At 71.7% G+C, this 12,844-nt stretch carries 11 protein-coding genes; 7 read left to right on the plus strand and 4 right to left on the minus strand.

All coding sequences use genetic code 11. The features are described 5' to 3' along the window. Nucleotides 1-7 precede the first annotated feature (7 nt). From ACZ6NZ_RS08675 to ACZ6NZ_RS08685, 3 genes are read right to left on the minus strand one after another with little or no spacing between them, the layout of a single operon-like run. Nucleotides 8-1,033, minus strand: a complete 1,026-nt coding sequence (locus ACZ6NZ_RS08675; protein ID WP_465857114.1) for a D-alanine--D-alanine ligase family protein — start codon at nt 1,031-1,033, stop codon at nt 8-10. After that, a complete protein-coding gene (gene alr / locus ACZ6NZ_RS08680; RefSeq protein WP_465857116.1) occupies nt 1,030-2,172 on the minus strand; it encodes an alanine racemase in 1,143 nt (380 codons plus the stop codon). The genes ACZ6NZ_RS08675 and alr overlap by 4 nt, the downstream gene beginning before the upstream one ends. Next, nucleotides 2,169-3,311, minus strand: a complete 1,143-nt coding sequence (locus ACZ6NZ_RS08685; RefSeq protein ID WP_465857118.1) for an acyltransferase family protein — start codon at nt 3,309-3,311, stop codon at nt 2,169-2,171. Before ACZ6NZ_RS08685 ends, alr begins: the two co-directional genes overlap by 4 nt. A 147-nt stretch (nt 3,312-3,458) precedes the next feature. Here ACZ6NZ_RS08685 and ACZ6NZ_RS08690 point away from each other — a divergent pair, with 147 nt between their 5' ends. After that, nucleotides 3,459-4,331: an LLM class F420-dependent oxidoreductase gene (locus ACZ6NZ_RS08690; protein ID WP_465857120.1), complete on the plus strand. Its 873-nt coding sequence runs from the start codon at nt 3,459-3,461 to the stop codon at nt 4,329-4,331. A gap of 109 nt (nt 4,332-4,440) precedes the next feature. Here ACZ6NZ_RS08690 and ACZ6NZ_RS08695 read toward each other — a convergent pair whose 3' ends face one another. Continuing rightward, nucleotides 4,441-6,702, minus strand: coding sequence for a catalase (locus ACZ6NZ_RS08695; RefSeq protein WP_465857122.1), 2,262 nt, complete (start codon nt 6,700-6,702; stop codon nt 4,441-4,443). A gap of 184 nt (nt 6,703-6,886) precedes the next feature. On the opposite strand from ACZ6NZ_RS08695, the gene ACZ6NZ_RS08700 reads away from it, so the two are divergent. The 6 genes from ACZ6NZ_RS08700 (at nt 6,887) to ACZ6NZ_RS08725 (ending at nt 12,819) form a co-directional block, all read left to right on the plus strand. After that, a complete protein-coding gene (locus tag ACZ6NZ_RS08700) occupies nt 6,887-7,786 on the plus strand; it encodes an alpha/beta hydrolase family protein (protein WP_465857124.1) in 900 nt (299 codons plus the stop codon). Between the two features lie 136 nt (nt 7,787-7,922). Next, the gene (locus tag ACZ6NZ_RS08705) at nt 7,923-8,711 is read left to right on the plus strand and encodes an ABC transporter ATP-binding protein (RefSeq protein WP_366606341.1); all 789 of its coding nucleotides are present in this window, start codon (nt 7,923-7,925) and stop codon (nt 8,709-8,711) included. Continuing rightward, a complete protein-coding gene (locus ACZ6NZ_RS08710) occupies nt 8,708-9,430 on the plus strand; it encodes an ABC transporter ATP-binding protein (protein WP_465857126.1) in 723 nt (240 codons plus the stop codon). Before ACZ6NZ_RS08705 ends, ACZ6NZ_RS08710 begins: the two co-directional genes overlap by 4 nt. Before the next feature lie 30 nt (nt 9,431-9,460). Then, nucleotides 9,461-10,339, plus strand: a complete 879-nt coding sequence (locus tag ACZ6NZ_RS08715; RefSeq protein ID WP_091399163.1) for a branched-chain amino acid ABC transporter permease — start codon at nt 9,461-9,463, stop codon at nt 10,337-10,339. Next, the gene (locus ACZ6NZ_RS08720; protein ID WP_465857129.1) at nt 10,336-11,448 is read left to right on the plus strand and encodes a branched-chain amino acid ABC transporter permease; all 1,113 of its coding nucleotides are present in this window, start codon (nt 10,336-10,338) and stop codon (nt 11,446-11,448) included. The genes ACZ6NZ_RS08715 and ACZ6NZ_RS08720 overlap by 4 nt, the downstream gene beginning before the upstream one ends. Nucleotides 11,449-11,532: 84 nt before the next feature. Then, nucleotides 11,533-12,819: an ABC transporter substrate-binding protein gene (locus ACZ6NZ_RS08725; protein WP_465857131.1), complete on the plus strand. Its 1,287-nt coding sequence runs from the start codon at nt 11,533-11,535 to the stop codon at nt 12,817-12,819. Nucleotides 12,820-12,844: the final 25 nt, after the last annotated feature.

The following is a 12,844-nucleotide window of genomic DNA, read 5'->3' on the forward strand; positions in this document are numbered from 1 at the left end:
CGCCGACTCACACCAGGTGGTCGACCGCGCGTTGCGGCCGGGGCAGCCCGCTGTGGGGGCCGTGGTCCCGGTCGGCCAGCGCGCCGGCGATCAGGATGTCGATCAGGGCGGCGAAGCCGACGCCGGCCTGCTGCCAGATCTGCGGGAACTGGGACGCGGCGGTGAAGCCGGGGAACGTGTTGACCTCGTTAACGATGGGCTCGGTCGACCCCTCGGTGGGCAGGAAGAAGTCGACCCGCAGCAGCCCACGGCAGTCGAGGGCCTGGAAGGCGCGGATCGCCCGGTCCTGAAGCACCTCGGTGGTCGCCGCGTCGAGCGGGGCGGGAATCTGAAAGATCGCCCCGCCGTCGTACTTCGCGTCGTAGTCGAAGAAGCCGGCGCCGGTCACCCGGATCTCCAGCGGCGGACCGGCCTGCACCCGGCCGTCCGGGTGCTGGAGGACGGCCACGTCGATCTCGCGCCCCCGGGCCCCCTGCTCGACGAGCACCTTCGGGTCGACCTGGCGGGCCTGCTCCAGCGCGGCGGGAACTCCCGCCCAGTCGTCCACCCTGAACACGCCGAGGCTCGACCCGGCACGGGCCGGCTTGACAAAGACGGGCAGCTCCAGCCGACGCTGGTCCTCGGCCGACAGGACCTCACCGGGACGCAGGGTCACCCCCGGGCTGACCCGCAGACCGTCCGCCGCGAGGAGCCGTTTGGTGACCCCCTTGTCCATGCCAGCGGCGCTGGCGAAGACGCCGTTGCCGACGTACGGCACGCCGAGCCACTCCAGCAGCGAGGACACGGTGCCGTCCTCGCCGTACGGGCCGTGCAGGGCCGGGAACACCACCTCCTGGGCACGCAGCACACGCAAGGCCGCGGGCAGGGGCGTCGGTCGACCGCCGACGTGCCACCCGCCGGCGCGGTCGATGAGCACCTCGGTGACCTGGTACCGCTCACGGTCCAGGTGGGCCAGGATGCTCGCCGCCGAGCGGCAGGACACGTCGTGCTCGCCGCTCTGCCCGCCGTACAGCACTGCCAGTCGGGTTGTCATGAGTTCCGTGCCCTTCCATGGAGGTGCTCGCGGGCCACCCGGGCCCCGATGCCGGTCAAGATCTCGTGTGGGTTGGTGTCGGCCCAGCGGGCCCACTCGACGACCGTCGGAGGGTTCTGGTCGCTCTCGGCCGGGCCGAAGACCACGACCGGGTCGCCGATCGTCACGGGAAGATCCCCGGCGTCGACCACGCACTGGTCCATGGCGATGCGCCCGACGATCGGGCACCGCCGGCCTGCGAGCCACACCGAGGCGCTGCCCCCCGCGGCCCGGGGCAACCCGTCGGCGTAACCGAGCGGCAGCAGCGCCAGCGTGGTCGGTGTGCCGGTCACGTGGTCGGGCCCGTAGGAGACGCCCGTGCCGGCCGGCACCCGCTTGACGTTGACCACGCGGGTTCGCAGGGTCATCGCGGGGTGCAGTCCGAACTCACCCGGGCCGCTCACGCCGAACGGATCCACGCCGTAGAGGGCGATCCCGATCCGGCAGAGGTCGAACCGGGTCCGCGGTGCGGAGAGCGCGGCCGCCGAGTTGGCCAGGTGGACGAGATCAGGGTCCAGGCCCGCCGACCGCGCGGTCCGCAGCGCCTCCTCGAAGATCGCCACCTGGCGGGTGAGCGTCGGTGCGCCCGGAAGGTCGGCGTCGGCGAGGTGGGACCACACCCCGCGCACCCGGATCCCACCCTCTCGTTCGTACTTGCGGGCCCAACCGACCAACTCGGGCCAGTCGTCCCCGGCGGCCCCGTTGCGGGACAACCCGGTGTCCGCCTTGAGCTGCACCATCGCCGGTGCGCCGAGCAGACGGGCCGCGTCGGCGACGGCGTGCAGGTGCGTCGTCGTGGACACGCCGACGTCGACGCCACTCTTGATCAACATACCGAAGTCGTCATCCGGGCCGTGCAGCCAGCTCAACGTGGGCGCTGTCACACCCGCCTCGCGCAGGGTCAACGCCTCGGCCGTCGAGGTCACTCCCAGCCAGGAGGCGCCGGCGCGCAGCGCGGCCCGGGCCACCCGCACCGCGCCGTGGCCGAACCCGTCGGCCTTCACCACGGCCATCAGTCCGGTGCCGGCGACCGACGCGATCGTCCGCACGTTGCTGGCGATCGCGTCCAGGTCGACCAGGGCTTCGGCGAGGGCGCTCATCGGGCCGCCTCCACCGTGCGCCTGCCGGGCAGCGCGAACAGCCAGCCCGCGCCCACCGCCAGCAGCCCGCGGTGAACGGCCAGGCTCAGACCGATCACCAGCCCGCTCAGCAGAATCGGATAACCGAGCACGATCAGGCCCTGAGCGGACCCAGCCAGCCCGGAAACCGGTACGAGCAACAGCCGGTGCAGCAGGGCCAGGACCGGCATGTGAATGACGTAGATCGGCAGGGTGATGCGGCCGAGCCTAGCCAGCGGTTCGCTGAGCGCCGACCAGCGCGACAGCCGGGCAGCTGCGGTTATGCCGAAGATCACTGCCAGCACCGAGACCGCCGGCCATACTCCGAACCACTGCTGGGCACCGGTCACCGCCATCGCGGCGAGCGCCAGGACGTAGCCACCCGAGGTCAGCACCAGCCGGCGGCGGCTGGCGGTGGCGGCCCAGTGCTGGATCTGTGGCCGCAGGTACAGCCCGGCGAGGAAGAAGACCAGGTTCTGGTAGAGGCCGGCGCGATTGCCGGGGGTGTCCAGCAGGCCGGCGGCGGCGACGGCGGACAGCGCGGCGGCGGGGACCAGGACCAGCGCCCGGGGCGCCCGGCGGGTCACCTTGGCGACCGTGAAGTGCAGCGCCAGGGCGTACAGGTACCAGAGGTTGGACGGCGTGACGGTGAGCTGCTCCAGCAGGCCGAGCACCGAGGTGGCCCGGTCGGTCGGCAGTTCCGGCGCGGCGGCGAGGACCACGGTGTGGATCAGCAGCCAGACGGCGTACAGGTAGAGGAACCCGGCGATCCGGCTGCGGGCGACGACCCGCCACGGCCGCTGGGCGGCGTTCGCCGCGAAGACGCCCGAGATGGTGAAGAACAGCGGCATCCGCAGCGGCAGGAACTGCTCACCCAGCGTTCCCCAGAAGCCCGGCACCGGTACGCCGACGTGCCAGTCGATCTGGAGGTAGTCCTTCACGACGACGTGCCACAGCACGACGAGGACGATGCAGACGCCCTTCGCGGCATCCGCCCACTGCGCTCGGTGTGAGCCGGCGGCGGCGGGTGCGGGCCCAATTCGTTGGCGGTGGCGGAACCGGACGCGCGTCGCGTCGGGCTCCCGCTCGGCGGGCCGGGACCTGGTGGGCTGTGGGATCACGCACCGAAAGCTGCCAGCCGGATATCCGCGCGTGGTCGCCGAATTGTCATGATCCGGTAATGGACGGCGCGGGACCCGACCGTGGGCGGTTCCGAGCCGCCCCGGCCGACGTCGGACGGCACTAGGCTCGGTGCGGAGGTGCCGAACATGAAGCTCGGGCTGCACTACTGGAACTACTCGACTCCGGCCGACCCGGCCGCGATCGCACCGACCCTGGCGCAGGCGGCGAGCGTCGCGGAGCAGGCCGGGGTCGCGTCGTTCACGGTGATGGACCACTTCTTCCAGATGGACGCGGTCTTCGCGGCCGAGGAGCCGATGCTGGAGGCGTACACCACGCTCGGCTACGTCGCGGCCGTGACCCAGCGGATGACACTGGGCGTGCTGGTCACCGGCGTGATGTACCGCTACCCGGGGTTGCTGGCCAAGACCGTGACGACCCTCGACGTGCTCTCCGGCGGCCGGGCCCGCCTCGGCATCGGCGCCTCCTGGTACGAGCGGGAGCAGCTCGGGCTGGGTGTGCCGGTCGTCCCGGTCGCCGAGCGGTTCGAGCGGTTGGAGGAGACGCTGCGCGTCTGCCTTCAGATGTGGAGTGCCGACGACGGCCCGTTCAACGGGCGGCATTACCAACTCGCCGAGACCATCAACTCGCCACAGCCGTTGAGCCGTCCGCGCCCGCCCATCATGATCGGTGGTGGCGGCGAGAAGAAGACCCTGCTGCTGGTGGCCCGGTACGCCGACGCCTGCAATCTGTTCGGCCGCGCCGGCGTCGACGACATCGCCCGCAAGCTGGACGTGTTGCGCGGGCACTGCGCCGCCGAGGGCCGCGACTACGACACCATCGAGAAGACGGTGGTCGCCTCCCAGGCGCCGCTGGACGACACCGACGCGTTTCTCGCCGAGGTGTCCGAGTACGCGGCGCTCGGGGTGAGCGAGGTGCAGGTGACGCCGGATCGGGACCCGGTCGAGTTCGCCCGGCGGCTCGGCGACGAGGTGTTGCCCCGGTTGGCCGACATCGGCTGATTCCGCCGCGCCGATGCCGACGGGAACGAGCCGGATCCCGTGCGGTGGGTGGACGCGACGAGGGCCGTCCTCCCGGTGGTGCGGAGAACGGCCCTCGTCGATGGTGGGGTCAGGCGACCGCTGCGGGGAATCGTTCCCAGACCCGGTGCGCGGCCATCAACTGCTGCACCGCGGTCAACGCCTCGGCAGCCGAGCCCGCCGCCACGACGCCCGGGGTGCCGGCGACGCCGGCCTGCTCCAGCACCGTGACGCCGGCGCCCCAGGCGCCGATCGCCTTCGCGTGCCGCCAGCACTCCTCGACGAGCAGCAGCACGCGCGGGTCCACGGTCGCCGGGGCCGGCGTGCCCGCCTTGTCGTCGCGGGCGGGCAGGGCATCCGGTGCGGGCACCGGCGCTCCGGCCAGCAGGACCGCGTCGAACTCCACCGAACGACCGGTGGCGAAGGTGCGCTGCACCGGCAGGTCGCCCACCATGCCGCCGTGCGGGGCGATCAGCAGCGGCACCATGCCGGCACCGAACACCGCCCGGCGGACCTCGTCGACGCCGTCCAGGTCGCCGTCGGGGTCGACGACGATCCCGACCGTGCGGCCGTCGCTCGGCCACTCCCGACCGACCTGCGACAGCGCCGGGCTGGGCGTGACGTCGGGGAGGGCGACGGTCGGCCGGGGTGCCGGCAGGCCCAGGCCGGTGGCGACCTGCTCACACAGCACCGGGTCGATGTTGGCGAGGCTCTGCAGCTGGCGCTCCTTGATCGCCTGGTGGTAGCACTTGCCCAGCTCGAAGGTGTACGCCCGGATGATGTGCTCCCTCTCGACCGGCGACATGCTCAGCCAGAACAGGCGGACCTGGCTGTAGTGGTCGTCGAACGAGGCCGGATTGGCACGTACCTTCGGGGCCTCGGCCACGGTGACCGGCACGTCGACGAACGCCTGCTCGGCGTCGCCGGCGGGGAACGGGTTGCCGCCGTCGAGCGAGTTCGGCCGGTACGGTGCGACGCCGGCGTGCACGGCGTGCTGGTGGAAGCCGTCGCGCAGCATGTCGTTCACGGCGGTGTGCGGGCGGTTGATCGGAATCTGCGTGAAGTTCGGCCCGCCCAGCCGGGTGAGCTGCGTGTCGAGGTACGAGAAGAGCCGGCCCTGCAACAGCGGGTCGTTGGTGACGTCGATGCCCGGGGGCAGGTGACCGAGGTGGAAGGCGACCTGTTCGGTCTCGGCGAAGAAGTTCGTCGGCGTCCGGTTGAGCACCAGCCGCCCGATGGGCTGCACCTCGGCCAGCTCCTCCGGCACGATCTTCGTCGGGTCGAGCAGGTCGATGTCGGCGAAGGTCTCCTCGGGAGTGTCCGGGAAGACCTGGATGCCCAGCTCCCACTCGGGATACGCGCCGGCCTCGATGGCGTCGTAGAGGTCGCGTCGGTGGAAGTCCGGGTCGATGCCGCCGAGCAGCTGGGCCTCCTCCCAGGTCAGCGAGTGCACGCCCAGCTTCGGCTTCCAGTGGAACTTGGCCAGCACCGTCTCCCCGGCCTCGTTGACGAGGCGGAAGGTGTGCACGCCGAAGCCCTCCATCGTCCGGTACGAACGCGGGATGCCCCGGTCGGACATGTTCCAGATGGTGTGGTGCTGCGCCTCGGTGTGCAGCGACACGAAGTCCCAGAACGTGTCGTGGGCGCTCTGCGCCTGCGGGATCTCCCGGTCGGGGTGCGGTTTGCCGGCGTGGATGATGTCCGGGAACTTGATCGCGTCCTGGATGAAGAAGACCGGCATGTTGTTGCCGACCAGGTCGAAGGTGCCCTCGTCGGTGTAGAACTTCGTGGCGAAGCCACGGGTGTCGCGGACCGTGTCGGCCGAACCCCGTGAACCGAGCACAGTGGAGAACCTGACGAAGACGTCGGTCTCGCGACCCTTCTTGAGGAAGCCGGCACGGGTGACCGCCTCGGCGGTGCCGTACGCGGTGAAGACCCCGTGCGCGCCGGCGCCACGGGCGTGCACGACACGCTCCGGAATGCGCTCGTGGTCGAAGTGCGTGATCTTCTCGCGTAGGTGGTGGTCCTGGAGGAGCACCGGGCCACGCGGGCCGGCCTTGAGCGAGTGGTCGGTGTCGCGCAGCCGCGCCCCGTTCGCGGTCGTGAGATGGGCTCCCTGCTGACCGTTCGCGGTCGTCGGCGCGCCGGTCTCCGCGCCGGTCGGGGTACGCGTCTGCGGTGCCCTCTGTTCCGGCTTCGGCGGCAGCGGATCGTGCGGCGTCGTCGGCTCCTCGACGGTCGGTGGCGCGCTCCCCGGCGCACCGGGGATGTCGGGGGTGAGGGCGTCGGCGATCTTTCCTGAGGCGGTCTTCACGGCGTTCTTGACCGCCTCGGCGGGCTTGCTGGAATCCACTGAATGAACCTCTCCATGGCACGTGGGCGGGCCGGCGCCTGCCCTGCTACCCCTGGTCAGAGGGTCGAAACACGACTGATCTCGGCATTTCGCGCCGGGACTGGTGATTTCGCCGATGCCAGGATCGGCGGAGCAGCCAAAACTGACACACGTCGATATCCCTCGACTTTAGGGAGTGCCCGACGTGTCCTCACCAACCACCACCCGTCCCCGTTCCGTCGCAGCCCGGGCCGCCCGGCTCGCGTTGGCCGCCGTCCTGGCCGCCGGTGGCGCCCTGGCCGGGTCGTCCAGCGCGGCCCAGGCCGCCGGCCCCTACGAGCGCGGCCCCGCCCCGACCACCTCGATCCTGGAGGCCAGTCGCGGACCGTTCTCCACCGCGTCGCAGAACGTGTCCTCGCTGAGTGTCACCGGCTTCGGCGGCGGCGTCATCTACTACCCGACCAGCACCAGCGAGGGCACCTTCGGCGCCATCGCCATCTCGCCCGGCTACACGGCGGCCTGGTCCAGCATCAGCTGGCTCGGACCCCGCATCGCCTCGCACGGTTTCGTGGTGATCGGCATCGAGACCAACAGTCGGCTGGACCAGCCGGACAGTCGGGGCCGGCAGTTGCTGGCCGCGCTGGACTACCTGACCCAGCGCAGCTCGGTACGGACCCGGATCGACAGCAGTCGACTCGCGGTGGCCGGCCACTCGATGGGCGGCGGGGGCAGCCTGGAGGCGGCCTCGTCCCGGCCGTCGTTGCAGGCCGCGGTGCCGCTCGCGCCGTGGAACCTGGACAAGAGCTGGTCCGAGCTGCGGGTGCCCACGCTGATTATCGGTGGGGAGAGCGACAGCGTCGCGCCGGTCTCGTCGCACTCGGTGCCCTTCTACAACAGCATCCCGGCCTCCGCCGAGAAGGCGTACCTGGAGCTGAACGGGGCGAGCCACTTCTTCCCGCAGACCACGAACACGCCGACCGCGCGGCAGATGGTGGCCTGGTTGAAGCGGTTCGTCGACGACGACACCCGCTACGAGCAGTTCCTCTGCCCCGGCCCGAGCGGCTCGGCCATCCAGGAGTACCGCAACACCTGTCCCAGCGCCTGACGGCGGTCACGGGGCGGTCGCCGCTGGCGGCCGCCCCGTCCACGTGCGTGAAGGGGTATTGAAGGTCTTGACGCCCAACCCGAGAAACGTACACTGCGAGTGTAAATAAACACCCGCCACGACAGAGGGATGGGTGATGGAGCGCGGCCTGGAACTGCACCACATCGGCGTCCGTTTCGGCGGCCTCACCGCCCTCGACGACGTGTCCCTGCGGGTGCCACCCAACCGGGTGGTGGGCGTCATCGGGCCCAACGGCGCCGGCAAGACCACGCTGTTCAACGTGATCTGCGGCTTCGTCGCACCGGAGACGGGGTCACTCACCCTCGACGGCCGCCCGCTGCGGCCACGGCCGCACCGGCTGACCCGGCTCGGCATCGCCCGGACCCTTCAGGGCACCGGGCTCTTCGCCGGGCTGAGCGTGCTGGAGAACGTGATGACCGGCGCGTCGCACACCGCCCGTGCCGGCTTCGTCCCGGCACTGCTCGGGCTGCCGGCCAGCGACCGCGACGAACGCCGGCTGCGCGCGGACGCCCTGGCCATCCTCGACGAGCTGGGCATCGCCGAGCACGCCGGGGCCGCGCCGACCACCCTGCCCTTCGCCGTACGGCAGCGGGTCGCCCTGGCCCGCGCGCTCGCCGCCCGCCCCCGACTGCTCCTGCTCGACGAGCCGGCCGGTGGCCTCGGGGCGGACGACATCGCCGAGCTGGCGGAGCTGGTCCGTCAACTGCCCCGGCGGGACACTGACCCCTGCGCCGTGCTCCTGGTCGAGCACCACATGGACCTGGTGATGGCTGTCTGCGACGAGCTCGTGGTGCTCGACTTCGGCCGGGTCATCGCCGCCGGCACCCCGGACGAGATCCGCGACGACCCCGCGGTCACCGACGCGTACCTCGGTGCCACCGTCGAGGAAGAGGTCTCCCCATGAGCGGCACCGATCTGCTCGTCGTGCGGGGGTTGGTCGCCGGTTACGGGGCCGCGCCCGTGTTGCGGGCCATCAACCTCACCGTCCCGGCCGGCACCATCGCCGCCGTCGTCGGCGCCAACGGCGCCGGCAAGACCACCCTCCTGCGTGCGCTCTCCGGCATGATCCGCCCGGCCGCCGGCCAGGTCCTGCTGGCCGGCGAGGACCTTCGCGGGACGCCGGTGGAGCAGCTCGTCCGACGCGGCATGGCGCACGTCCCGGAGGGTCGGGGCGTGATCAGTGAGCTGACCGTCGACGAGAACCTGCGGCTGGGCGGGCTGTGGCGGCGCGACCGGGCCGACGCCGGGCGGGCCCTCGACGAGGTCTACGAGCTCTTCGAGCCGCTGGCCCGCCGCCGCCGGCACCTCGGTCACCAGCTCTCCGGCGGCGAGCGGCAGATGCTGGCGCTCGGTCGGGCCCTGGTCGGCCGACCCCGCCTGCTGCTGCTCGACGAGCCGTCGCTCGGCCTGGCCCCCCGGGTGGTCGCCCGGACCATGGCCCTGCTCCGCCAACTGCGCGACCGCACCGGCCTGACCGTCCTGCTGGTCGAGCAGAACGTGCGCAGCGCGCTCGCCGTCGCCGACCAGGGCGTCGTGATGTCCCTCGGTCGGGTGGTGATCGCCGCCCCGGCGGCGAAGCTGCGCGACGACGTCGACCTGCGCCACGCCTACCTCGGTTTCTGACCACCATCTCGTCCCCCGGAGGGAGGACTGTTGGACCGCTTCGTCTTCCTCACCGTCGACGGCCTGTCCCGGGGCGCGGTGTACGCCGCGTTCGCGCTGGCCCTGGTGCTCATCTGGCGGGCGGCGCGGGTCGTCAACTTCGCCCAGGGGGCGATGGCCGTGGCCGCCGCGTACGTCGCCTACACCGTCAGCACCGCCACCGGTTCCTACTGGCTGGGCTTCGTGGTCGCGATCGTCGCCGGCCTGCTGCTCGGTGCGTTGGTGGACCGGGTGGTGATGCGGCACGTCGATCACGCCTCACCGCTCAACCCGGTGATCGTCGCGCTCGGGCTGGTGCTGCTGATCCAGGCCGTGCTGGGCATGGTGTACGGCAGCGAGTTCCGCCCCGCCGAAGCCCCGTTCAGCCGGTCCGCCCTCACCGTGGGCGGCGTCGCCGTGCTGTCCCCGTACGACCTGTTCGTCTTCGCCACGATCGGCGTGGTGGTCAGTGGGCTGGCCTGGATGTTCGCGCGTACCCCGGTGGGGTTGCGGATGCGCGCGGCGGCCTTCGCTCCGGAGGTCTCCCGGCTGCTCGGGGTCAACGTCGGTGGGATGCTGACCCTCGGCTGGGCGCTCGCCTCCGGGGTGGGCGCGCTGGCCGCGATGCTGGTCCTGCCGACCGAGCTGGGCCTGCACCCGCACGCGATGGACCTGGTGTTCGTCTCGGCGTTCACCGCGGCGGTGGTCGGCGGGCTGGACAGTCCACCGGGGGCGGTGGTCGGTGGGCTGGTGGTGGGCTTGCTGCTCTCCTACGTGAGCGGCTACGCCGGCAGTGACCTCACCCCGCTCGCGGTGCTGGTCCTGCTGCTGGCGGTGCTGCTGGTCCGACCCGGTGGGTTGTTCGCCCCGGTCGCGGCGAGGCGGGTGTGAGCGCCACGAAGGCGGCGGTGCCGCCGAGGGAGCAGCTCGACGACCCGGCCAGCCGACCGGTCGACCGGCGACGCGGTTCCACCCTGCTGCGCCACCTCGCGGTGGTGCTGGCCGCCGGGTTGCTACTGGTGGCGGTCAGCTACTCCGTCGAGCCGTTCCGCAACTTCCAGCTCGCCACGGTGGCCGCCTACCTGTGCGCGACCGCCGGGCTGACCGTCCTCACCGGGCTCAACGGTCAGCTGTCGCTCGGGCACGGTGCGCTGATGGCCACCGGGGCGTACACGGTGGCGCTCTGCCAGACCGCGTTCGCCGACCGGGGGCTGACCGGCGGCTGGCTGTTGCCGCTGTCGTTGGCCGCGGCGATCGTCAGCACGGTCGCGGTCGGCGCGGTGGTCGGTGTGGCAGCGGCCCGGCTACGCGGCCCGTATCTCGCCGGTGTCACTCTCGCGGTGGCCGTGGTGGTGCCGGCGCTGGCGGTCACCTTCGACGGCGTGTTCAACGGCGAGCAGGGGCTGTCGGTGCCGGTCGAGCCGCCGCCGCTGTCGCTCGGCCCGTACTTCCCGTACGAGCGGTGGCAGCTCTGGGTCACCGGCGCGGCCACCCTGCTCGCGTTGTTGCTGCTGGCGAACCTGATCCGCAGCCGGTACGGGCGGACCTTCCGGGCGGTCCGCGACGACGAGGTGGCGGCCCGCCTCGCCGGCATCCATGTGGCTCGCACCCAGGTTCTCGCGTTCGTGGTCAGCGCCGCCACCGCCGGGCTCGGCGGCGCGCTGCTGGCGGTGCTCGCGCAGAGCGTCTCGCCCGGCGCGTTCTCGCTGACCCTGTCGCTGTTCCTGCTGATGGCCGTGGTGATCGGTGGCCTGGGTCGACTGACCGGCGCGCTCTGGGGGGCGGTCCTGCTGGTCGCCCTGCCCGATCTCACCCACTCGCTGACCGAGACGCTCACGCTCTCGCCCTCGGTGGCGCAGCGGATGGAGGGCAACCTGCCTCTGGCGATCTTCGGACTCACCCTGATCGTCGTCATGATCGCCGCCCCCGGCGGTGTGCAGGGTCTGCTGTCGCGTCTCGGCCGGGCGTTGCTGGCCAGGCGGCCGACCCGGCGTTCCTGAGCTGTCCTCGGTCCGGCCTCGGCCGGGCGCCCCACCACCACACCGTTCCCCGAAGAACCGGACCGAGAAAGGTCGGTGTTTCCCATGCACCGTAAAGCGCATCGCGGCCTCGCGATCGCCAGCACCCTTGCCCTGCTCATCACCGCGGCCGGCTGTGGCGGCGACGACGGCCCCGGCTCCGGCGGGGCGTCGGTGCCGGGCGTCACCGGCACCGAGGTCGTCGTCGGCACCCACATGCCGCTGACCGGGCCGGCCTCGGCCGGTTACTCGAAGATCGCCCCGGCGACGAAGGCGTACTTCGACTACGTCAACGCCAATGGTGGCGTGCACGGCCGCAAGATCACTTACAAGATCATGGACGACGGTTACAACCCGGCGAACACCCAGCAGGTGGTCCGCCAGCTCGTCCTCCAGGACAAGGTCTTCGCCATCCTCAATGGTCTGGGCACGCCGACGCACACCGGTGTGCTCGACTTCCTCAAGAGTAACCGGGTGCCCGACCTCTTCGTCGCCTCCGGCAGCCGCAGCTGGGACCAACCCGACAAGTATCCGGGCACGTTCGGGTTCAACCCGGACTACACGGTCGAGGGCAAGATCCTGGCCAACTACGCGAAGGTGAACCTGGCCGGCCAGAAGGTCTGCTTCCTCGGTCAGGACGACGACTTCGGCCGCGACAGCCTGGCCGGCGTGGAGAAGGTGCTCGGCGCCGGTGCCGTGGCGGCCAAGCAGACGTACGTCACCAGCAACACCAACGTGGCGCCGCAGATCGGCGCGTTCAAGGCGGCCGGGTGCCAGGTCGTCGTGCTCGCCACGGTGCCCGGCTTCACCGCGCTCTCCGTCGGCACGGCGGCGCGGCTGGGCTTCAAGCCGCAGTGGCTGGTCTCCAACGTCGGCGCCGACCACCCGACCCTGGCCAAGCAGCTCGGCGCCGCGGCGCCACTGCTGGAGGGCATGGTCGGCACCAACTACCTGCCGATGCAGAACGACACCGCCAACCCGTGGATCCAGCTCTTCATGAAGGTCAACAAGGAGCACAACGGGGACGCGCCGTTCGACGGCAACACCGTCTACGGCATGTCGGTCGGCTATCTCTTCGTGCAGACGCTGCTGGCCGCCGGCAAGGACCTCACCCGGGAGAAGGTCCTCGACGCCGTGCAGAAGGGCGGCTTCCAGGGCCCGGGGCTGGTGCCGCTGCGCTTCTCCGCCAAGGACCACTCCGGGTACGGCGGCCAGCGGTTGAGCCGGGTGAGCGGTGGAGTGCAGAGCTACTTCGGGCCGGCGTACGAGACGGACGAGGCGGACGGGGCGGTCAACGAGTACACCGCCACCCCGGCTGCGCCGCCGGCGAACGGGGTGCCGACCGGCTCCTGACGCCCCGCAGCCCCGACGTCCGACC

It is taken from the genome of Micromonospora sp. NPDC047756 (assembly GCF_055587245.1).